Consider the following 23962-nt stretch of genomic DNA (forward strand, 5'->3'; position numbering starts at 1 on the left):
TGGAAGCCCTGCTTGATGAAATGGAGGAAGTCTGATGGACAAGAGTGTTGCTTTGAGGATTGCCAAGCGCTTTATCACTCTGCCGCTGGACAAACGCAGGCTGTATCTGGAAAAGATGCTCCAAGAGGGCGTCTCGCCGGCCAACCTGCCGATCCCCGAGGTGCGTTCCGGGTTCGAACACATCCCGCTGTCCTATGCCCAGGAGCGCCAGTGGTTCCTGTGGCAGATGGACCCCCACAGCTCGGCTTATCACATCCCCACGACCCTTCGCCTGAAAGGGCAGTTGGACGTGCCGGCCCTGGAGCGCAGCTTCAACGCCTTGGTCGAGCGCCACGAAAGCTTGCGCACCACCTTCAGCGAGCATGGCGAGCAGGCTGTGCAGATCATCCATCCGCACATGCCGCTGCGCATCGCGGTCCAGCAATTACCCGCCGGTTCGCTGGCCAGCCAGGACCCCGTCATCAAGGCCTTCGTCGAAGGTGAAACAGCGCGCCCATTCGATCTGCGCCAGGGACCGCTGCTGCGGATTTCGCTGTTGAAAATCGCTGAAGACGACCATGTGTTGGCGCTGATCCAGCACCACATCATCGCCGATGGCTGGTCGATGCAAGTGCTGGTGGATGAACTGGTGCGGCACTACGCCGCCGACACCGCCAACCAACCGCTGGCCTTGCCGGAGCTGCCGGTGCAGTACGCCGACTACGCTATCTGGCAGCGCCATTGGCTGGAGGCCGGCGAGCGCGAGCGTCAGTTGGCCTATTGGCTCCAGACCCTAGGTGACGAGCAGCCGGTGCTTGAGCTGCCGCTCGATCATCCGCGCCCACCCGTGCAGAGCTTTCGTGGCGCGCGCTTGGACTTGGACCTGCCGCCGCCACTCGGTGCAGCGCTCAAGCAACTGGCCCAGCGCGAAGGCGCGAGCCTGTTCATGGTCTTGCTGGCCTCGTTCCAAGCGTTGCTGCACCGCTACAGCGGCCAGCCGCAGATTCGCGTGGGCGTGCCGACCGCCAACCGCAACCGGGTCGAGACCGAAGGGCTGATCGGCTTTTTCGTCAACACCCAAGTGCTCAATGCCCACGTCGACGGACAGCTGCCATTCGATCGCTTGCTTGCCCAAGTCAAGCAGTCGGCCATGGCCGCCCAGGCCCATCAAGACTTGCCATTCGAGCAACTGATCGAGGCGCTGCAACCGGAGCGCAGCCTCAGCCACAGCCCGATTTTCCAAGTCATGTTCAACCACCAGAACGCCGGCGCCAATCGAAGCCGGCAGATGCACCTGCCGCAACTGCGCGTCGAAGATTTGCTATGGGAAGGGCGCACCGCCCAGTTCGACTTGACCCTCGGCACCTATGAAACCGAGCAGGGCATTGCGGCGGAGCTGACTTACGCCACCGACCTCTTCGACCCCCTGACGATCGAACGCCTGGCCGAGCACTGGCAAAACCTGTTGCGAGGCATCGTCGACGCGCCACACCAGCGCATCGGCGAACTGCCGCTGCTCGGCCCGGCGCAACAGCGCCTCACGCAACAACAATGGCTGCGCGTGGCCGACCATAGTGCCGAGGCCGTGTGCGTACACCAGCGCATCGCTGAACAGGCCCGTCTGAATCCCGAGGCACTGGCGCTGGCTGTCGACGAACACGCCCTGAGCTACGGGCAACTGGACGCACGTGCCAACCAACTGGCTCACCGCTTGATCGAGCTGGGCGTGACGCCAGGCCAATTGGTGGGCATCGCGGTGGAGCGCAGCGCCGAAATGATTGTCGGCCTGTTGGCGATCCTCAAGGCCGGCGGCGCCTACGTGCCGTTGGACCCGGCGTATCCGGAGGATCGCCTGGCCTACATGATCGAGGACAGCGGCATCGGTTTGTTGTTGACCCAGGCCCGTTTGGAGTATCGATTGCCGATCCCGGCGACGCTCCGGACCGTGTTGCTGGATCAGCCGGACGCCGCGCTGCAAGACGCCGCCCAAACCTCTCCGGCCGTAGCGCTGACCGGCGAGCACCTGGCTTACGTCATCTACACCTCCGGCTCCACCGGCAAGCCCAAGGGCGTCATGGTGCGCCACGGCGCGCTGAGCAATTTCATTAGCAGCATGATCGCCCAGCCAGGCCTCGCGGCCGGCGACCGCATGCTGTCGCTGACGACGTTCTCCTTCGATATTTTCGGCCTGGAAATCTACGGGCCATTGTCGGTCGGGGCCAGCGTGGTGCTGACCGGCCAAAACGTCCATCAGGATCCGCAAGCGGTGTTGGCGCTGATCGAACAGCACGACGTCAGCGTGCTGCAAGCCACGCCGTCGAGCTGGCGCATGCTGCTCGATCATGAGCAGGCTTGGGTGCTCGCCGGTCGTACTTTCCTGTGCGGCGGCGAAGCATTGCCGCTGGAGTTGGCCCAGCGTCTGCTAGCGCTTTCGCCGAAGGTCTGGAACCTCTACGGTCCAACCGAAACCACGATCTGGTCGGCCGTGCATCCGCTGAGCCTTGAGTGCGACCGTCCGTTCCTCGGCAAACCGCTGGACAACACTGCACTGTACATCGTCGACAGCGACCTGAGCCTCAATCCCCCTGGCGCGCCGGGTGAGCTGTTCATCGGTGGCGTCGGCCTCGCCCGTGGCTATTTCCAGCGCCCGGCGCTGACCGCCGAACGCTTCGTGCCGGACCCGTTTTCCACCTCGGGCGAGCGGCTGTACCGCACCGGCGACCTGAGCCGTTATCGCGCCGAAGGCGTGGTCGAATACCTCGGCCGCCTCGACCATCAGGTGAAGATCCGCGGCCTGCGTATCGAGCTCGGCGAGATCGAAGCCGCGCTGCTGGCCCAGGACAGCGTGCGCGAAACCGTGGTGGTCGCCCACGAAGGCCCGACCGGTGCGCAGCTCGTGGCGTATGTCGTCCCTGCGACCGGCGAAGTGCCGGAGGCGAACGCGCCATTGCGCGCCGCGCTCAAGACCGCGCTCAAGGCGCAGCTGCCGGAATACATGGTCCCGGCACACCTGCTGTTTCTTGCGCAGCTGCCGCTGACACCCAATGGCAAGATCGATCGCAAGGCCTTGCCGGCGCCCGAGGCCAGCGATTTGCAGCAGACCTACGTGGCGCCGCGTAGCCAGGTCGAGCAGCAAGTGGCGACGATCTGGCAGGACGTGCTCAAGCTTGAGCGCGTGGGGCTGGAAGACAACTTCTTCGAGCTGGGCGGGCACTCGCTGCTGGTCACCCAGGTGGTCTCACGAGTCCGTCGGGCGCTGGGCATCGAGGTGCCGCTGCGCAGCTTGTTCGAGCACAGCACGTTGCAAGCGTTCGTCGCGGCCTTCGATACAACGCCCGGCGAACAAACGCCGGTCATGGTGCCGGTGTCGCGTGACGCGCCGCTGCCGTTGTCGTTTGCCCAGGAGCGCCAATGGTTCCTCTGGAAAATGGATCCGGACAGCGCCGCCTACAACATCCCGACTGCGCTGCGGATGCGCGGCACGCTGGATAAAGTCGCGCTGCGCGAGAGTTTTGCGGCGTTGCTGGAACGTCATGAAAGCTTGCGCACCGTGTTCGTCGAAGAGGATGGACGCACCTGCCAAGTCATTCGTGGGCAGGGCCGGGTTGATTTCATTGAGCAGTGCCTGGAGGGGAACGATGAGGCCGCTATCGAGGTTTTCCTCGAGCAGCAGACGCAACGTCCGTTCGATCTGCTGAGCGATGCGCTGCTGCGCGTGGCGTTGCTGGAGGTGACCGAACAGGATCACGTCCTGGTACTGACGCTGCACCACATCGTCTCGGACGGTTGGTCCTTGCAGGTGATGGTTGATGACCTGATGGGCCTGTACTCGGCGTTCGCTCAGGGCCACAGCGCGCAACTGCCGCCGCTGGCGGTGCAATACGCCGACTACGCGGTCTGGCAGCGGCAATGGATGGCGGCCGGTGAACAGGATCGCCAACTGGCCTACTGGACCGCGCAACTGGGCGGCGAACAGCCGTTGCTAGAATTGCCCACCGACCACCCGCGCCCTGCGCAGCAAAGCCAGCGGGGCGCCCGTCTGCCGATTGTGCTGGACCGCGCCTTGAGCGATGACCTCAAGGCCCTGGCCCGGCGAGAAAACGTCACGCTGTTCGTGCTGTTGCTCGGCGCTTTCCAAACGTTGCTGCATCGCTACAGTGGTCAAGCCGATATCCGTGTCGGGGTGCCGATCGCCAACCGCCAGCGGCTGGAAACCGAGCGGCTGATCGGATTTTTCGTCAACACCCAGGTCCTGCGCAGCGAGTTTCACAGTGACCTGAGCGGTGCCGCATTGTTGCAACAGCTCAAGCAGACGGCCTTGGCCGCGCAGATGCACCAGGACCTGCCCTTCGAGCAATTGGTCGATGCCTTGCAGCCGCAACGCAACCTGAGTCACAGCCCGCTGTTCCAGGCGATGTTCAACCACCGCAACGAAGCCGACTCGGCCTTCGTCGACGCCTTGCCGGGTCTTCGCGTCGAACCCGTCGGCTGGGCGCAGCGCACCGCGCAATTCGACTTGAGCCTGGACACCACCGACAGCTCGCAGGGCTTGCACGCAGCCTTGACCTACGCCACGGACCTGTTCGAGCCGGCGACCATCGAACGCATGGCCCGGCATTGGCTCAACGTGTTGCAGAGCATGGTGCAAGACCTGCATCGCCCCGTGGCGCAATGGTCGCTGTTGGACGATGAAGAGCGCCGGCACATGCTCGTCGACTGGAACGCGACGGCGCAATATTACCCTCTCGACCACAGCGTCCAGGCGCTGATCGAGGAACAGGTGCGCCGGACTCCGGACGCGCCGGCACTGGTGTTTGGCGAACAACGCCTGAGCTACAGCGAACTCAACGCTCGTGCCAACCGGTTGGCTCACCGCTTGATCGACCAGGGTGTCGGTCCCGATGTGCTGGTGGGCATCGCCGTGGAGCGTTCGGTGGAAATGGTGCTGGGGCTGTTGGCGATTCTCAAGGCTGGCGGCGCCTACGTGCCGTTGGACCCTGAGTATCCACTGGACCGCCTGGCCTATATGTTCGAAGACAGCGGCATCGGTTTGCTGCTGACCCAGCAGCCTCTGCTGGAATCGTTGCCGATTCCGGACGGGCTGCGCTGCCTGGTGCTGGACCTGCCTGACGATGGGCTATACGCGACCCGCGAGCACAATCCGAATGTGCAAGTCCATGCCGAAAACCTGGCGTATGTCATCTATACCTCCGGCTCCACCGGCAAGCCCAAGGGCGCCGGTAATCGCCATGGCGCGCTGGTCAATCGGTTGTGCTGGATGCAGCAGGCATACGGCCTCGATGCCTCGGACAGCGTCCTGCAAAAAACACCGTTCAGCTTCGACGTCTCGGTGTGGGAATTCTTCTGGCCGATGCTGACCGGCTCTACGCTGGTGGTGGCTGCGCCGGGTGCCCATCGTGACCCGACGCAACTGATCGAGCTGATTACCGCGCAGCGCATCACCACGCTGCACTTCGTGCCGTCGATGCTCCAGGCATTCCTGCAAGATCCGCGCGTGGCGCAATGCACCAGCCTCAAGCGGATCGTTTGCAGTGGTGAAGCGCTGCCGGTGGATGCCCAGCAACAGGTCTTTGCCAAACTGCCGAACGCCGGCCTGTACAACCTCTACGGTCCGACCGAGGCGGCCATCGACGTCACCCATTGGACCTGTGTCGAAGAGGGCCGCGACAGCGTGCCGATCGGCCAGCCGATCGCCAACCTCGGCACCTACATCCTCGACGACGAATTGTCGCCGGTGCCGGTGGGCGTGATCGGCGAGCTGTACCTGGCGGGCGAGGGGCTGGCGCGGGGCTACCATCGGCGCGCGGCGTTGACCGCCGAGCGCTTCGTCACCGGGCCGTTCGGCCATGGCCAGCGCTTGTATCGCACCGGCGACCTGGCGCACTACCGCGCCGATGGCGTGATCGAATACGCCGGGCGAATGGACCATCAGGTGAAGATCCGCGGACTGCGCATCGAACTGGGCGAAATCGACGCGCGCCTGGCCGAGCACGATGCGGTGCGCGAAACCGTGGTCCTGGCCCAGGACGGCACGCTACTGGTGGCTTACGTGGTCCCGACGCGCGCCGAGTTGCTGGCCGCCGACGACGCCGTTCGCCACGCGCTGCAAGCTCGCTTGAGGGAACATCTGAGCCAATCCTTGCCCGACTACATGGTGCCGCAACACTGGGTGTGGCTGGAAAAAATGCCGGTCAGCCCAAACGGCAAGCTTGAGCGCAAGGCGCTGCCCAAGGCTGATCCAAGCGCGAGCCCCAAGGGCTACGTTGCAGCGGTTACCGCCGTGGAACAAACGTTGGCCGTGATCTGGCAAAACGTGCTCGGGCGCGAGCGCGTAGGGGTGACCGACAACTTCTTCGAGCTGGGCGGCGATTCGATCATTTCAATTCAGGTGGTGAGCCGCGCCCGTCAGGCCGGGATCCATATCAGTCCCAAGGACTTGTTCCTGCACCAGACCATCCAGGGCCTGGCCAGCGTCGCGACGACGGGACACGGCGGGCCTGTCGTTGACCAAGGCCCGGTCACCGGGCAGACGCTGCTGTTGCCGTTCCAGCAGTGGTTTTTCGAACTGGCCATGACCGAGCCTCATCACTGGAACCAGTCGGTGTTGCTCAAGGGCTTGCGACCCGTACACGCCGGGCATCTGGAGCAAGCGTTGCAAACCTTGGTTGCGCATCACGACGCGTTGCGCCTGGGCTTCGCCTGCAAGGACGGCGTCTGGAGCGCTCGCCATGGCACCCTGGCCGAGCAGCAGGCGCTTTGGCAGCGTTCGCCGCTGTTGTGGACCGCCGAGGTGGCCGATGCGTCGGCCCTCGAAGCGTTGGCCGAACACGCCCAGCGCAGCCTCGAACTGCAAAATGGCGCGCTGATGCGCGGCGTGCTGGCGAGCCTGGCCGACGGCAGCCAACGGTTGTTATTGGTGATTCACCACCTGGTGGTGGACGGCGTGTCCTGGCGCATTCTGCTGGAAGACCTGCATCAGGCCTATGACCAGTTGCAGGCCGGCCAGGCGCCGACGCTGCCAGCCAAGACCACGGCCACGCAGACCTGGGCGCAACGGTTGCAGGTGTATGCCGGCAGCGCGGCGTTGCAGGCCCAGATGGCGTATTGGCAGGGACAACTGGAAGGTGCTTGCCACGACTTGCCTTGCGACCGTCCGCAGGGCGATTTGCAAAGATGCCGTGGGGTGCAGGTCCAGACGCGGCTGGGCAAAGACCAGACCCGGCGATTGCTGCAACAGGCGCCGGCGGCTTACCGCACCCAGGTCAATGACCTGCTGCTGACCGCACTGGCCCGGGTGATCGGCCGCTGGACCTCCCAGGAATCGACCTTGATTCAACTGGAGGGCCATGGCCGCGAGGCGCTGTTCGATGAGTTGGACCTGAGCCGCAGCGTTGGCTGGTTCACCAGCCTGTTTCCGGTGCGCCTCACCCCGACGGCAACTGCCGAAGGCTCGATCAAGGCGATCAAGGAGCAACTGCGGGCGATCCCCGACAAAGGGCTCGGCTTCGGCGTGTTGCGTTACCTGGGCGATGAACCGACGCGTCGCACCCTCGCAGCGCTGCCGGTACCGCGCATCACGTTCAATTATCTGGGCCAGTTCGACAGCGATTTTGCCGATGACGGCGATGGGCTGTTTGTTCCCGCCAGCGAATCGGCGGGCGCGGCGCAGAGTCCGTTGGCGCCGCTGGATAACTGGTTGAGCCTCAATGGCAGCGTCTATGCGGGCGAGTTGAGCATCGACTGGACGTTCAGCTCGCAGATGTTCGACGAGGCGACGATCCAGGCGTTGGCCGTGGAATATCGTCGAGAGTTGCAAGCGTTGATCGACCACTGCTGCGAACCGCAGCACCGCGGCTTCACGCCGTCGGACTTCCCCCTGGCCGGATTGCACCAGTCGCAGCTAGACGCCTTGCCGCTGGTGGCGCGAGAGGTGGAGGACATCTATCCGCTGTCGCCGATGCAGCAGGGCATGTTGTTCCATACGTTGCTAGAGCAACAGGCCGGCCACTACATCAACCAGATGCGCGTCGATGTCGAAGGGCTCGACGTCGAGCGCTTCCGCCAGGCTTGGCAAGCGGCAACGGATGCCCATGATGTGCTGCGCAGCGGTTTTGTCTGGGAGGGTGATTTCAAGCGGGCGTTGCAAGTGGTGCACAAGCGCGTGGACCTCGTTTTGCAGCTGCATGACGGACGCTCACAGGCTGATTTGCCTGAGTATCTGGACGCTCTCGCAGCCGCCCAGCGGCAACAAGGTTTCGTCCTGGAGGCAGCGCCGTTGCTGCGGTTGGCGGTAGTGCGCGTGGCCCAGGATCACTATCACTTGATCTACACCAGCCACCATATCCTCATGGATGGCTGGAGCAATTCGCAGTTGCTCGGCGAAGTATTACAGCGCTACAGCGGCCAGTCAGTTGCCGTGTCTGGCGGTCGGTATCGCGACTACATCGCCTGGCTGCAACGCCAGGACGCAGCAGCCAGCGAAGCGTTTTGGAAGCCTGCGCTGCAATGCCTGGAAGCACCGACGCGGCTGGCCGATGCCGTTGCTAAACCGACCGAAACGAGCGCTGGCTACGGCGATCACGTCCAAGTGCTGGACGAAGCGTTGACCCGCCGCCTGGAAGCTTTCGCCCGAGCCTCGAAAGTCACCGTCAACACGCTGGTGCAAGCGGCATGGCTGCTGCTGTTGCAGCGCTACACCGGCAAGGCCACCGTGGCGTTTGGCGCGACGGTGGCCGGGCGTCCGGCGGATTTGCCCGGCATCGAGCAGCAGATCGGCCTGTTCATCAACACCTTGCCGGTGATCGCCAGCCCGCGGGCCGAGCAGTCGCTGGACAGCTGGCTGCAAGCGGTGCAGGAACAAAACCTGGCGCTGCGCGAGTTCGAACACAGCGCATTGCTGGACATCCAACGCTGGGCCGGGCAGGGCGGCGACGCGCTGTTCGACAGCTTGCTGGTGTTCGAGAACTATCCGATTGCCCAGGCTCTGGAGCAAGGCGCGCCGGACGGTTTGCGCTTCGGCTCGCCAATCACCCAGGAGCAGACCAACTACCCGCTGACGTTGCTGGTGGGGTTGGAGCGGCAGTTGTCGGTGCACATGAGTTATCAATTGGCGAGCTTTGCTCCGGATACGGTTGAGCGGTTGGCGGCGCATCTGGCGCAGTTGCTTGGGCAGATGACGGCCAATGGCGAGCGCTGCCTGGGTGAACTGTCGATGCTGGAGTTCGATGAGCATCAGCGCCTGACCCATGATTGGAATCCAGTCGATGCGCCGTTCGAGCAGGACGTTTGCGTTCACCAGTTGATCGCTCGCCAAGCGGAATCCACCCCGGACGCATTGGCGGTCACCTTCGCCTACACCCGCCTGAGCTACAGCGAACTCGACGGCCGCGCCAATCGCCTGGCCCACAAGCTCATCGAGCTGGGCGTGGGCCCGGAAGTGCGGGTGGGCGTGGCGATGCCGCGTTCCGAGCATTTGCTGATCGCCTTGTTGGCGGTGCTCAAGGCCGGTGGTGCCTACGTGCCGCTCGACCCCGATTATCCGGCCGAACGCGTGGCCTACATGCTCGATGACAGCCGTGCGCGGGTGCTGTTGACCGAGCAGGCAGTGGCGGCGACGTTGACGGTTCCGGCCGAGACTGAAGTGCTGATGCTCGATCAGCTCGACCTTTCACGCTATCCATTGGACGCACCACAGAGCAGCGTTAAACCCGACAATCTTGCTTATGTGATCTACACCTCCGGCTCCACCGGCAAACCCAAAGGCGTAGCCATTGCCCATCGCAATGTGCTTGCGCTGATCGACTGGTCGAAATCGGTCTACCGCCGCGACGACATCCAAGGCGTACTCGCTTCCACCTCGGTGTGCTTCGACCTGTCGGTGTGGGAGCTGTTCGTCACGCTCGCCAACGGCGGCTCGTTGATCATCGCCCGCAACGCCCTGGAACTGCCGCAGCTGCCGGCCCGCGATCGAGTACGGCTGATCAACAGCGTGCCCTCGGCCATCGCTGCGTTGCAACGCAGCGGCGGGATTCCGCCGGGCGTGCGCATCATCAACCTGGCCGGAGAGCCGCTGAAGCAAAGCCTGGTGGAGACGCTGTACCAACAGCCAACCATCGAGCACGTCTACGACCTTTACGGCCCTTCGGAAGACACCACCTATTCGACCTGGACCCGCCGCACCGCCGGCGGCACGGCGAACATCGGTCGCCCGCTCAAGCACACCGCCAGCTACCTGCTGGATGCGAACCTGCAACCCGTTCCTCAAGGTGTCTCGGCGGAGCTGTACCTGAGCGGCGCGGGCATCACCCGGGGTTACCTTGGGCGGGCGGCGATGACGGCGGAAAAATATGTACCCAATCCGTTTTCCACGACCGGCGAACGCCTGTACCGCACCGGTGACCTGTGCCGTTATCGCGCCGATGGCGTGCTCCAATACCAGGGCCGCCTCGACCATCAAGTGAAGATCCGTGGCTTGCGCATCGAGCTGGGGGAAATCGAGGCGCGGTTGCTACAACAATCGGCGGTGCGGGAAGTGGCGGTGCTCGCTCAGGACGGCGCGGGCGGCCAGCAACTGGTGGCCTACGTGGTCGCTTCGGCTCAGGAGGCGGACGCCAGCACCCTGCGTGATCAGCTCAAGGCCAATCTCAAGACAAGCGTGCCCGACTACATGATCCCGGCGCACTGGCTGTTCCTCGATCAACTGCCGCTGACGCCCAACGGCAAGCTCGACCGCAAGGCGTTGCCGGGCATCGAGAGCGGGGTGCAGCAAAGCGATTACGCGGCACCGGCCAGCGAACTCGAGCAACGCATCGCCGACATCTGGCAAGCGGTGCTGGAAGTGGAGCGAGTCGGTCGCAACGACCATTTCTTCGAGCGCGGCGGTCATTCGTTGCTGGCGACCCAGGCCATCTCCCGGTTACGCAAGCTGACGACTTATCCATTGAGCCTGCGCGACCTGTTCGATCACCCGCAACTCAAGGCGTTGGCGGCAGTGATGAGCGCTGGCGACGAGGGTTCGGTGCGGGCGGGCGACTCCAGCCAGGTCCGGCTCAAGGCCCATGGCCCACGGCAATCGGCGCCGCTGTCGCTGGTGCAACGGCGGTTGTGGATCGCCGAGCAGCTGGCCGGCGGCACATCGGCGTATGGCATGCCCATGGCGTTGCGGCTGTGTGGCGAGTTGTCGGTCGAGCGGCTGATGAGCAGCTTCGCCGAAGTGACACGCCGTCACGCCGTGCTGCGCACCGCCTACGTCCAGGACGACGAAGGCGACCCGGTGGCACTGATCGTCGATGAGGTCCAACTGGATTTCCCGCTGACCGATCTGTCCGACCTCTCGCCCGGTGCCCAGCAGGAACACGTCGCCCAGGCGACGCTGGACAATGCGCGTACACCGATTGATCTGGAACAGGCGCCGCTGCTGCGCGGACGGATCCTGCGCCTGGGCCCGACCGAGCATGTGTTGTTGTACGCCATGCACCACATCATCTCCGACGGCTGGTCGATGGGGCTGTTGATCAATGAGCTGGTGCAGGTCTACGAGGCGTCCTCGCGCAACGAACCGATGCCGCTGGCGCCGTTGGAGGTCCAATACCACGACTTCGCCTTGTGGCAGCAAGCGCTGGAGGAACAAGGCGTGCTGGCGCGCCAGGCCGATTACTGGAAAGACCGGCTCGACGGCTACAACGGTCGTCTCGACCTGCCGCTGGACAATCCTCGTGGCCCGACGGCGTCCTATGAAGGCGATGCGTTGCAGTTCGAGCTTTCTGCCGGGCTCAGCGCCGCGTTGCGGCGAGTATCCAGCGCGGCCGGTGTTACGCTGTACAGCACGTTGCTGGCGTCGTTCCAGGTGTTGTTGCATCGACTCTGCGCTACGCAGGATCTGGTGGTCGGTGCCGACGTGGCCGGGCGCGAACAGCCCGAGCTGGAGCGCCTGATCGGTTTCTTCGTCAACGTCCTGCCGCTGCGTTCGCGCTTCGTCGCCGACGCCACTTTCGGCCGATTCCTCGCGCAGACCCAGGACGACCTGCTCGGCGCGCTGGAGCATCAGGACCTGCCGTTCGACCAGATCGTCGAGGCCTCGGGCGTCCCGCGGCACAAAGGCATGAGCCCGCTGCTGCAGGTGTTGTTCGTGATGAACAACGTGCCGGTGCGCAGCCGCGCCATGGCGGGCTTGAGCGTCGAGTTCCTGCCGGCGCTGCAGACCCATTCTAAATTCGACATGGCGTTGTTCGTTGACGAAGGAGAAGGGCAATTGCGCGGTAATTGGCAATTCGCCACAGGCTTGTTCGGACATGAGCGCATCCAGTACCTGATCCAGGCCTGGACGGCCCTGTTGGAACAGATCGTCGCTGATCAGGACATTCAATTGGGAGCTATCAGCATGCCAGTCGACAACGTGGCGACAGCCGCCATGCCTGCCAAAGTCCCGGGGCCCAAGGCCGACAAACTGGGCAAGTTTCTCAAGCGCGCGACGACTCCGGCTGCCCGGCCTCGACCGGCGTTGGTGCGCGAATCGCTGGTGGCCGCGCCACAGCGCTTCCCGCTGATGATGGAGCCTGGCGAGCCACACTTGGACGTCATCGAGTGGATCCAGCAGAACCGGCCATTGATCGAGCAGAAGCTGGCCGAACACGCCGGCATCCTGTTCCGCGGTTTCGCGCTGGACGGCATCCAGGGCTTTGAAGCCTTCGCCGAAGCGATACAACCGGGACTGTACGGCCAGTATGGCGATCTTCCCAAGAAGGAGGGAGGCAAGAACACCTACCGTTCCACGCCGTACCCGGAACGCAAGATGATCCTGTTCCACAACGAGAGCTCCCACCAGGACCGCTGGCCGCGCAAGCAGATGTTCTATTGCGAGCAAGCCGCGCCCGTAGGCGGTGCGACGCCAGTGGTGGACTGCCGCTTGATGTACGAAAAGCTTCCTGCAGACCTTCGCGAAAAATTTGAGGACAAGGGGCTGCTGTACGTGCGCACCTTCACCGACAAGCTCGACGTGTCGTGGCAGCACTTCTTCAAGACCGAGGATCGTTCTGAAGTGGAGACGCGCTGCCGGGCCGGTGGCATTCAATGGCGCTGGCTCGATAACGATGAGCTGCAAACCCGCACGCCGGGGCCGGCGATCATCACGCACCCGATCACCGGGGAGAAATCGTTCTTCAACCAGGTGCAGCTGCACCACGTCTACTGGCTGGAGCCGGACGTGCGCCAGGACCTGTTGTCGATGTACGGCCTGGAGCGCATGCCTCGTCACGTGTATTACGGCGACGGCACACCGATTGAAGACGAGGTGATGGCGCGTATCGGCGAGTTGTACGAGGCCTGCGCGGTGCGTTTCGACTGGCAGAAGGGCGATGTGATCCTGCTGGACAACATGCTCGTGGCCCACGCCCGCGACCCGTTCGAGGGGCCGCGCAAGATCGTCGTCGCCATGGGCGACATGTATGACCATGCCAGCCTGCAACGACCTGCCTTTGGGCAAACCCCGCGGGGCGCATTCAATACCGAGGAAACCGGAGCATGAACGAGGTGATGATGGACGCGCAGGATCCGGGTTTCGCCCTGACGCCCGAGCAACAACGGGAAGTTGAATGGCTGACGGGCACGGTGACCTGCGGCGAGGCCTTGCGCTGGTTCAGTGTGGTCATTGACGGCGATCTCGATTCGCAGCGATTGCAGGTCGCTTTCGATACGGTGGTGGCGCAGCAACCCATGGTGCTGGCGGGCCTGGCCAAGGTCGGCGGTTTCCACGGACTGCGTCAAGCCGCCGCCGATGCCGGGCGCTTCCCGCTGACGGTACAGGCCAGCGAGCAGCGCGCCGATGAAGTCCGGGCGCAGATTGACGAAACCCTCGGTCGCGCTTTTGTGCTGGGCGAATCGGCCAGTGTCCAGGCCGTGCTGTATCGCCTGGCGCCACGGCAATGGCAATTGCTGCTGGGCATCGCTCGTTACAGTTCCGATGCCCGATCGATGAGCCTGTTGCTGGAACAGGTACGGCAAGCGTACGCGGGCCAGGCGTCGGAAGACGAAGCGCCGGGCGAGTTCGCCCAGTATCTGGAATGGCGCAGCGAAGTGGTGCTCGATGAAGACGCCGCCACTGCGCGGACTTATTGGCAGCAACACCTGCAAGGCTTGCAGGCGGATATCGACACACCGTGGCTGGCCGCACGCAGCACCGCCAGCGGGACAGCTAATGCGCAGGTATCGCTGAGCTTGGAACCGGCCCGGCGCGACGCCTTGCAACGCTTGGCCGACCAACTCGGCCAACCGCTGGCGACGTTGCTGCAAGGCGCCTGGTGGGTATTGCTGGGGCGCCTGAGCGGCCTCGAACAGGCGCTGGTCGGCGTGCGCCACGACAGCCGAGGCGACTACGAGTACTTCGCCAATGCCATTGGCGTGTTCGAAAAAAACCTGCCGCTTTGCGTTCCGCTGCCGGCCACCGCGCCGTTCAGCGAGTGGCTGGTGGAGCTGGCGGCACGCCTCGAAGCACATCGCACCTGGCAGGAATACTGGGCGACGGAGCTGGCGCCAGACGCGGCGTATCCGGCCTATGGCTTTACGGTAGGCCGGGCGCCGATTACCAGCAGCAGCGGCGGTTTGGCCTGGGCGGCTGAGTCTCTATCCGCGCGGGCCGACGGATTCGAGGTGCTGCTGCACGTTCAATTGGACGACGCCCAGCAGCTTGATTCGGTGAACCTGCATTACGCCGCCTCGCGTTATTCGTCGGCGGCGGCCATCACCGTGCTGGAACAATTCGACGTGCTGTTGGCTTCGATCCTCGCGGCTGCGCAAACACCGCTGGCGCAGCTCAACTTGCTCGGGCCTGAAGAGGAACAGCGCTTACGGGCAATCAACCCGACGATGCAGGCGCTGGTCGATCAGCGCTACCTGCCGCAGCGTATCGCTGATCTGGCGCTTGAGACGCCGGAAGCGATTGCCCTGACCGACGCCCATCGATCCCTCAGCTACGGCCAGTTGAATAGCCAAGTCGAGCGCATCGCCCAGGGCCTGGTGAACCAAGGCTTGGGCGAGGGTTCGATTGTCGCGCTGGCCTTGCCGCGCTCGGTGGACCTGGTGATTGCGATGCTGGCGAGCTGGCGCATCGGGGCGGCGTATCTGCCACTGGATATTCAGTGGCCCCAGGCCCGTCAGGCGTTGATGCTGGAGCAGGCCGGCGCCGCTGTGGTGCTGACTGATGCGCTACATGTGCCTGACTGGCAGGAGCAGCCATACACCGCGCTGACGGTGGGGGGGCTCGACTTGTCGAGCGCGCCGTTGCCGGCGCTCATGACCAAGGGCAACGACATCGCCTACGTGCTGTTTACCTCTGGCTCCACCGGCGTGCCCAAGGGCGTAGTGATCGAACATCGGCAACTGCTCAACTACACCGCCCAGGCCAGCCGGACGTTGGGGCTTGGGCAGTGCAGCAGCGTCGCGTTCAGTTCCACCGTGGCGGCGGATCTGGGCAACACGGCGCTGTTCGGTGCGTTGTTCAACGGCGCGACCCTGCACGTCGCCACTGATGAGCAGATGCAGGACGGCGAGTTGTTTGGCAGATTCATGCAACAGCAACAGATCGACTGCCTGAAAATCGTCCCGTCGCACCTCGCGGCGCTGCTCGACAGTGAGCACGCCACACTGCCACGCACGCTGGTGCTCGGCGGCGAGCCGATTGCGCCGACGTTGGTCGAGCGCATCGAACGTTTGCGCAGCGATTGCCGGGTGTTCAACCACTATGGTCCGACCGAAGCCACGGTCGGGGTGATGATTCATCCGTTGTCACTGGACGGCGCTGCCGATGATTGCTCGGCGCTGACCCACGTGCTGGGCAACAATCAGGTTTACATCCTCGACGCTGATCGGCGCCTGGCGCCGGTGGGCATGTTGGGCGAGTTGTACCTGGGCGGCGCGCAATTGTGCCGGGGCTACCTGAATGCCGAGGCGCACGGGCAAGCGTTTATCCAGAGCCCGTTCGACCCGGCGCAACGCCTTTACCGAACGGGCGATCTGGCGCGTTATCGCGCCGACGGCGCTGTCCAGTTGCACGGTCGCCGTGATCAGCAGGTCAAGGTGCGCGGGTTCCGTATCGAACTGGCGGAAATCGAGGCCGAACTGCTGCGCGTGCCGCAAGTTGCCGAAGCGCTGGTGCTGCCGGCCGCGTCGGCCGAGCAGGGATTGTTGGCGTTCGTCGTGGCCCGGCAAGGGCTGTCTTCGGGCGTGCTGGACGCCGCGCGTGCCGAACTGATCGCCCGGCTGCCCGGCGTGATGGTGCCGCAGCATCTGCAAGTGATCGAACGTTTCCCGCGCCTGGCCAACGGCAAGATCGACCGCAAGGCGTTGCAGCAACTGATGATCGCGCCGAGCAACGACGAAGACCTCGCGCCACGTGATGCGCTGGAGCAATTGCTCTCCGCGCGCATGGCGCAGCTGCTGGGGCTTGAACGGCTGGGCATCGACCGCGACTTCTTCGCCGCCGGCGGGCATTCGTTGCTGGTGATCAAGTTGGTGGCCGGCATTCGCAAGTTGTTGCAGTGCGACATCCATCCGGGACTGGTCTTCGATCATCCGACCGTGGCGTCGCTCGCCATGGCGTTGCGGGCGGAGGAGAGCGCTCCGGGGCAGCTGGAAAAAATCGCCCAGGTGCGCCTGCGCATGGACGCGATGAGCCCCGAGGAAAAGGCCCGCCTGACCGAACAGGCTCGGCAACTGCAAGCCGCCAAGGCTGCGCAGGGTAGCTGACATCTCAGTCAACATCTCACCCAACATCTAATCCAACAACAGGCCGACGCCCGCGAGCGTCGGCTTTTTTTTAAGTTTATGCGCGAATGATAAATAAACTCATTCCGGTTTTTCCCAAGTGCTGCGTCTTACTAAGGTATGCGGGCAAATCGGCTCGGGCAGGGCAGCCCAGGCGCCGGTTGTGTCCAGGAAAAAATTTAGCCGTCGTCCAGCCGGACGACCGTGCCCGGGGAGGGGCCGGTCGGCCACGCACCGATGCATTGCCTCAGGCAATCGACGGTGCGGGTTCACCCGTGCTGGCGAGCGGCAGGCCCTTTGGCCCCATGGACTTTTCACCTTTACCAATAATAGAGAGCGCGATGTCGGCAATTCATGAGTTGAAACCGTTGTTCAAGGCACTTGTCATGTCCCGCGGCCTGCGTTCGCGCCGGATGTTGACGGGGCTGGGTCTGGTCTGCGTTCTGCCATTTAGCGCCCAGGTGATGGCTGAAGACGTCAGCCTCGACATCCCGGCACAACCGCTGCCGCAGGCGCTGCAAGCGTTCGGCAAGCAGACCAACCAACAAGTGATCTACAACGCCGACGAACTGGCCGGCCTGAGGAGCAACCGCGTCAGCGGCAGGATGAGCCCGCAGGCGGCCATCGCCGAATTGCTCAAGGGCACCGGCGTGCGCCACAGTTTCGAGGGCAACACGTTGATGCTGACAAAGGGTTCCGCCGCCGGAACCCTGGAACTGGGCGCGACCACGGTAAAAGCCGCGGAACTGGAGGCGACGACCGAAGGCAGCCAGTCCTATACCAGCAACGCCGTGACCATCGGCAAGGGCACCCACACCCTCAAGGAAATTCCCCAGTCGATCACCGTGATGACGCGCAAGCAGATGGATGACCAGAACCTGGTCAACCTCAAGGACGCCGTCAACCAGACCACCGGCATCGTCGGCCTGCAGGGCGTCGGCCAGGGCATGATCCTGTCGTCGCGCGGTTTCCAGATCGATGACTGGCAGTACGACGGCGTGCCGATCCCGCGCAACACCTACTCGCTGGGCAACTGGGCGACCCAGGACTTGATCTTCTTCGACCGCCTGGAAATCCTCCGTGGCGCCTCGGGCCTGCTGCAAGGCACCGGCAGCCCAGGTGGTGCCGTCAATTTGGTGCGCAAGCGCGGCCAGAGCACCCCGACCGTGACCCTGACCGGCAAGGCCGGCTCGTGGGATCACTACGGCCTGCAACTGGACGCTGGTGGCCCGCTGAACGAGGCCGGCAACATTCGCGGGCGCTTCGTCGCCGACGAAGACCAGAGCAATTCATTCGTCGACCATGCCTGGAGCAAGACCCACTCGCTGTACGGCGCGCTGGACATCGACCTGAGCGAAGACACCACCCTGGGTTTCGCGGTCAGCCAATCCAACGGTGAATCGCGCGGCAACATCCGCGGCCTGCCACGCTACGCCGACGGCTCGATGCCGGACGTGTCGCGCTCGACCTACACCGGCGCGCGCTGGAACCGATCGGAAATCGACGTCACCACCTACTACGCCGATTTGGAGCATCGCTTCAATGAGGATTGGGCATTCAAGGTGGGGGGCGTGTATATGAGCGAAGACAACCAGGCGAAGAATCAGCGGACGCAAAATGCCCTTGTCGGTCTCAATCCCGATGGCACCGGTGTGCAATATGCCGACTTCTTGACTGATTTCCAGTCCACCAAAGTGGGGCTGGACATGAATCTGGTCGGCAAATTCGAAGCCCTGTCGATGGAGCAGGAAGTCATGCTCGGCGGTAACTTCTCCCAGTTGGAAACGGATGACAAATACGCCCGGACTTTCAACGCCAGCAGCGACACGATCTTCGATCTGGACAACGACCGCCCGGACATCAGCTATGACAGCTTGATCAACAGCCCGACTGGCCGGGGCGTCCTCAGCAAGTATGACATCCGTCAAAAAGGCCTGTACGGCACCTGGCGCGTCAAGCCGGTGGACGATCTGACGCTGATCCTGGGCTCGCGGGTCAGTTGGTATGACTTCAGCTACAAATCGAAAATCCAAAACTCAGCCGGTATCACACGCGTCGACCCAAGCACCGCAACCGAAACCGGGGTGGTCACGCCCTATGCCGGCATCGTCTATGACCTGAGCCGCGAATGGGCGGTGTACGCCAGCTATACGGATGTATTTCAGCCCCAGACCAACCTAGATCCTAGCGGTTCGGTGCTCAAGCCCATCGTTGGTACCAACTATGAGGTCGGCCTCAAGGGTGAGTTGATGGATGGTCGGGTCAACACTTCGTTGGCTGTCTTCCGCTACGATCATGAAAACCGTGCCGTCAGAATTCCAGGCTGTACTGACTTGAACTGCTCCAGTGCCTCTGGGACCGTGCGCAGCCAGGGTATCGAGGCTGAAATCAGCGGTGAAGTGGTAGACAACTTGCAGTTGTTCGCCGGCTACACCTACAACACCACCAAGTACCTGAAAGACACCGCCAGTAACGAAGGCAAAGTCTTCAGCACCTGGACGCCAAAACACATGCTGCGCGTGTGGGGCAACTACCAGTTCACCGGCGACTGGAGCCGTGTCAGCACCGGCTTGGGCTTCACCACCCAAAGTCACACACTGGTTTACGACTATGATCGTGAAATCCCAGGTTACACCGTATGGAACGCCCGTGTCGGCTACAAGTTGACGTCGGAAATCGATCTGGCGCTCAATGCCAACAACCTGTTCGACAAGACCTACATCACGCCGGCTTACAACCAGCTCAATGGCAACAATAACTTTGGTGATCCGCGTAACTTGATGTTCACCGTGAAGTACACGCCGCAGTTCTGATCATCGCGAGAACAAAAAAACCGACCCGCCATGTGCGGGTCGGTTTTTTTATGGGGTTAGTCAGCCCGTCCAGCAAGTTGCCGGGAGAACGCAAAACCCTGTGGCGAGGGAGCTTGCTCCCGCTTGAGTGCGAAGCGCTCACAAAAAGGGCTGCTGCGCACCCCAGCGGGAGCAAGCTCCCTCGCCACGGGTTATGTGCTGTTCTTCTTTGCGGTGCTATGGCTGTTGTGCCGTGCCGGCCAAAAACACCTCGACCAACGAATCCAGCAACCCCTCATCAAAGATCATGCCCCGATGGCGCAACGGCGAATGCACCGAGCACTGTAACTCGCCAGTCAAGCTATGTTCCCTGACCAACGCCTCGCAAAACGCCAGTTCCTCCGGCGTCTTCTCCGCCTGGGTCCACCAGCAGCTCGGCCTTACCCGTACCGGCTTGAAAGTGAACCCCTCAAAGGCCTCCAGCAACCGATCATGCACCGAGAACGCCTGGGCGTTCATGACCTCTTCCTTGACGCTCTGCACGATCGACAGCAAGTCGCCTCGCTCAGGCTCGATCTGGCCGGCGGCCCACTCATGGAAGGCCTTGACCGAGCTGTCAGGGTGTTCCCGTCGATAGGTCGCGGTACGTTCCGTAAGGGCAGGAAACAGCAGGTCGAAATACTCAATGGCCTCATGCAGATCCTGCGAAGCCGGGTCGGTTTTTTCCTGCGCAAGCAATTCCCGATGACGTTGCAACGTCACGGGATACAGCTGTTCCGGAATCGTGCTGTCCACCAGCCCCAGGAAACCCACCGTGTAACCCTGGCTTTCCAGCGTCGCCGCGATGTCCAGCGCAATCGTTCCACCCAAGGACCAGCCCATCAAGTTATACGGGCCCTGTGGTTGGGTCGCGAGGATTTCCCGGCTGTAGTCGGCGATCATTTCGTGCCATGCCTCGGGGCCTGCATGGGGTTCGCTGAAGCCGCGGTGCATGACGCCGAAGGTGCGCGCGCGGTTTTGCAGTTTGCGCGCCAATGGCTGGTAGCAGAACACAATGCCCCCGCTGGGGTGCAGGCAAAACAGCTGCGGGGCGCTGACGGGGGCGTTGTTCAAGGCGACCAGGCATTGTGTTTGTTCGCGGTGTTTGTGCGAGATGAACAGCGCCAGTTTGGCGACGGTCGGGTTGGCCAGCAGTTCTTGCAGGCGCACCGTGATATTGAGCTGTGCCTTGAGGTTGGCGATCAGTTCGATTGCCAGGATCGAATGCCCGCCAAGCTCAAAGAAACTGTCGTCGATGCCTACGCGCTCGACCTTGAGGGATTGTTGCCAGAGCTGCGCCAGGGCTTCTTCCAACTGAGTGCGCGGCGCCAGGTAATGCGAACGCCAAAGATGGGCACCAGGTTCCGGCAGGGCCTTGCGGTCGAGCTTGCCATTGGCGTTGAGCGGCAAGCGATCGATGAACAGCAGGTGGCTGGGCACCATGTAGTCTGGCAACTGCGCCTTGAGCGCGACCAACAGTTCATCGCGCAGCTCGGCGGTGGACGGTTGCGCTGCGATCACGTAGGCGATCAGTTGCAAGCCGCCCGCGCCTTCATGGGTCAGCACCACGCAATCCTGAACCGCTGGCAATGTTTGCAGGCGCGCCTGGATTTCCCCCAGTTCGATGCGGAAGCCGCGGATCTTGACTTGATGGTCCAGGCGCCCGATGTATTCGATGCTGCCGTCGCTGCGGTAGCGCGCCAGGTCTCCGGTGCGATACAGGCGGCCACCCGGCAGCGGGTCGAACGGATCGGGGATGAAGCGGCTGGCGGTGAGGTCGGCGCGCTGATGATAACCACGGGCCAGGCCGGCTCGGCCGACATGCAACTCGCCGGTGCAGCCCTTGGCGACCGGATTCAGATGCGCATCGAGCAAATACCAGGACAGGTCGATGATGGGCTCGCCGATAGGGCTGGCGGCCTCGCTGTGCAAATCGTTCATCGTCAGCGGACGCCAGGTGACATGCACCGTCGTTTCGGTGATGCCATACATATTGATCAACCGTGGCGCCTGGTCGCCGAAACGTTCGAACCAGGGGCGCAGGCTCTGCACATCGATTGCTTCGCCGCCGAAGATCACCTGCCGCAGCCGGTGGACGAGAGGCTGCCGAGGCGCGCAGGCGACCTGCAACAGCGACCTGAAGGCCGAGGGCGTCTGGTTGAGCACCGTGACGTTTTCCTGGCAGAGCAGGGCATAAAAATCTTGCGGCGAACGGCTCACGGCGTGGGGCACGATGACCAGCCGTCCACCGTGCAGCAGGGCGCCGAAAATCTCCCACACGGAAAAGTCGAAGGCGTAGGAATGAAACAGGCACCACACGTCCCGGTGATCGAAATTGAACCAGTGCTCGGTGGCCTGGAACAGTCGGCTGACGTTGTGGTGCGCGAGCAATGCGCCCTTGGGCTTGCCGGTCGAGCCCGAGGTGTAGATGACATACGCGAGGTTATCCGGATCCATCGGCACATTCGGATTGTGCTCCGGGTAGGCATTGTCGGTATCGAGCGGATCCAGCAGCAGGCACGTCACGCCAGCGGGCAGCGCCAGTGAATCGCGCAAGTGAGCCAGGGTCAGGACTAGCGTGACACCACTGTCCTGGATCATGTAGGCCAGGCGGTCGGCCGGGTACGCCGGGTCCAGCGGCACGTACGCGCCACCGGCCTTGAGAATCGCCAGCAGGCCAATGATCATCTGCGGTGTTCGCTCGACGGCAATGCCGACCAGTACGTCTGGCCCGACGCCTTGTTCGATCAGCCGATGGGCCAATCGGTTGGCCTGTCGGTTGAGCTCGGCGTAGCTGATGTGCTGCTCTTCAAAGGTCAGCGCGATGGCGTCGCCGGTGCTGGCGGCGTGGGTTTCGATCAACCGGTGCAGGCACTGTTCGCTGCGCAGTTGGCTCGGCTGGCGGTTCCAGTCGGCCAGGGTTTTTTGGTGTTCGTCGGCGCTCAACAATTGCAGTTCGCCAAGGGCGCATCCGGGCGTCTCGATCAGGCCTCGCAACAGGTTCTGCCAGTGCTCAGCCATGCGCTCGATGGTTTCTGCGCGGTACAGGTCTCGGCTGTATTCGAACGTTGCCAGCACCTGTTGCTGGGAATAATCGACGTCCAGCGACAGGTCGAACTTGGCCTGGTTGTCACCGGTATTCAAAAACTCCAGCGCCAGTTGACCCAAGCCTGGCGCCGACGGTGAGGACGAGCCCGTGCGCCAGTTGAACAAGACCTGGAACAGCGCACCGGCGCCCTGTGCACCGGGACGTTGCAGCTGATCCAGGATCAGCTCCAGCGGATAGTCGGCATGTTCCAGCGCGGCGAGCGACTGGGCGCGCAGGTCCCTGAGGAAATCCCGCGCGCCGCGGGTCGAGTCGATCCGCGCCCGATACACCTGGCTGCTGACGAAAAAACCCACCAGCTCCTGGCTTTCGTGGCTGTTGCGGTTGGCGTTGGGAACGCCGACGGTGAAATCGTTCTGGTTGCTGTACCGAGCCAATAACAATTGCCAGGCCGCCAGCGCCACGACAAAAGGCGTAAGCCCCTCTCGCTGACAGAACGTATCCAAGGCCTGGACCATCGCCGGGGTGAGAGACGCCTGCACGCGTCCGGCCATGTGTTGCTGATTCGCGGTGCGCGCAACGTCATGAGGCAGTTCCAATGCCGGCAAGTCATGGCCGAGGTAGTCGCTCCAATAGGCGCCACTGCGCTGGCAGGCTGGGCTGCGCACATAGTCGCCGCGCTGCCAGGTCGCGTAGTCGGCATATTGCAGGGGCAACGACGGCAGCGGTGACGGATCGCCCCGCAAGGCCTGGGCATAGGCCTGGGTCATGTCCTGCATCAGGATCGTGTTGGACCAGGCATCGGAAACGATGTGGTGCATGTTGAGCAACAACACATGCTCATCACTGCCCAGCCTGAGCAACGTTGCCCGCATCAGTGGCGCCTGGGTCAGATCGAACGGTTGCCGGGCGTGCTGTTCGATGCGCTGTGAAAGCGCCTGGTCCCGTGCCGGCTGATCGAGCGCGGCGAGGTCCTCCCGGTGCAGGGGCAGGCGGGCGTTACGCTCGATTACCTGGGTGACGGCACCGTCGATTTCAGTGAATGCGGTGCGCAGGATGTCGTGCCGGTCGATGACGCGGTTCAATGCCTGTTCCAAGGCGTCGGCATTCATTTCGCCGGTCAGGCGCAGGGCACGTGGCAGGTTGTAGGCAGATCGGAGCGGATCCCGCTGTTGCTCCAGCCACAGGCGTTGCTGGGCGAAAGACAAGGGCGCGCGGTCCAGCCTGCGGCGGTTGGACCGGGCGTGCATGTCATCAGCGGCCTCGTCGAGCAGCAGTGCCAGCAGATCATCGTCTAGCAGTTCGTTCATGGTGTTCTCGCGGTCAACAA

General features: G+C 63.2%; 5 protein-coding genes (1 of these 5 cut by a window edge). 4 read left to right on the top strand and 1 reads right to left on the bottom strand.

The genetic code is table 11. The features are described 5' to 3' along the window. The 4 genes from J3P95_RS09075 to J3P95_RS09090 all read left to right on the top strand — a co-directional run. Window positions 1-35 carry the end of a non-ribosomal peptide synthase/polyketide synthase gene (locus J3P95_RS09075; RefSeq protein ID WP_434577751.1) on the top strand. The gene continues 12295 nt to the left of window position 1, outside the view, so 35 of the gene's 12330 nt are visible here — the last part of the coding sequence; its start codon lies beyond the left edge, outside the window; the stop codon is at window positions 33-35. Further along, window positions 35-13522, top strand: coding sequence for a non-ribosomal peptide synthase/polyketide synthase (locus tag J3P95_RS09080; RefSeq protein ID WP_434577749.1), 13488 nt, complete (start codon window positions 35-37; stop codon window positions 13520-13522). The genes J3P95_RS09075 and J3P95_RS09080 overlap by 1 nt, the downstream gene beginning before the upstream one ends. Continuing rightward, window positions 13519-16737, top strand: a complete 3219-nt coding sequence (locus J3P95_RS09085; protein ID WP_434577747.1) for a non-ribosomal peptide synthetase — start codon at window positions 13519-13521, stop codon at window positions 16735-16737. Before J3P95_RS09080 ends, J3P95_RS09085 begins: the two co-directional genes overlap by 4 nt. A gap of 359 nt (window positions 16738-17096) precedes the next feature. Then, window positions 17097-19568 (top strand): TonB-dependent siderophore receptor, encoded by a 2472-nt coding sequence (locus J3P95_RS09090; RefSeq protein WP_434577745.1) that lies wholly within the window; start codon window positions 17097-17099, stop codon window positions 19566-19568. A 216-nt stretch (window positions 19569-19784) separates the two neighbouring features. Here J3P95_RS09090 and J3P95_RS09095 read toward each other — a convergent pair whose 3' ends face one another. Beyond that, window positions 19785-23942, bottom strand: a complete 4158-nt coding sequence (locus tag J3P95_RS09095) for an amino acid adenylation domain-containing protein (protein ID WP_434562291.1) — start codon at window positions 23940-23942, stop codon at window positions 19785-19787. Window positions 23943-23962: the final 20 nt, after the last annotated feature.

The organism is Pseudomonas sp. Z5-35, from assembly GCF_051131945.1.
GTDB classification, from domain to species: Bacteria; Pseudomonadota; Gammaproteobacteria; order Pseudomonadales; family Pseudomonadaceae; genus Aquipseudomonas; species Aquipseudomonas marvdashtae.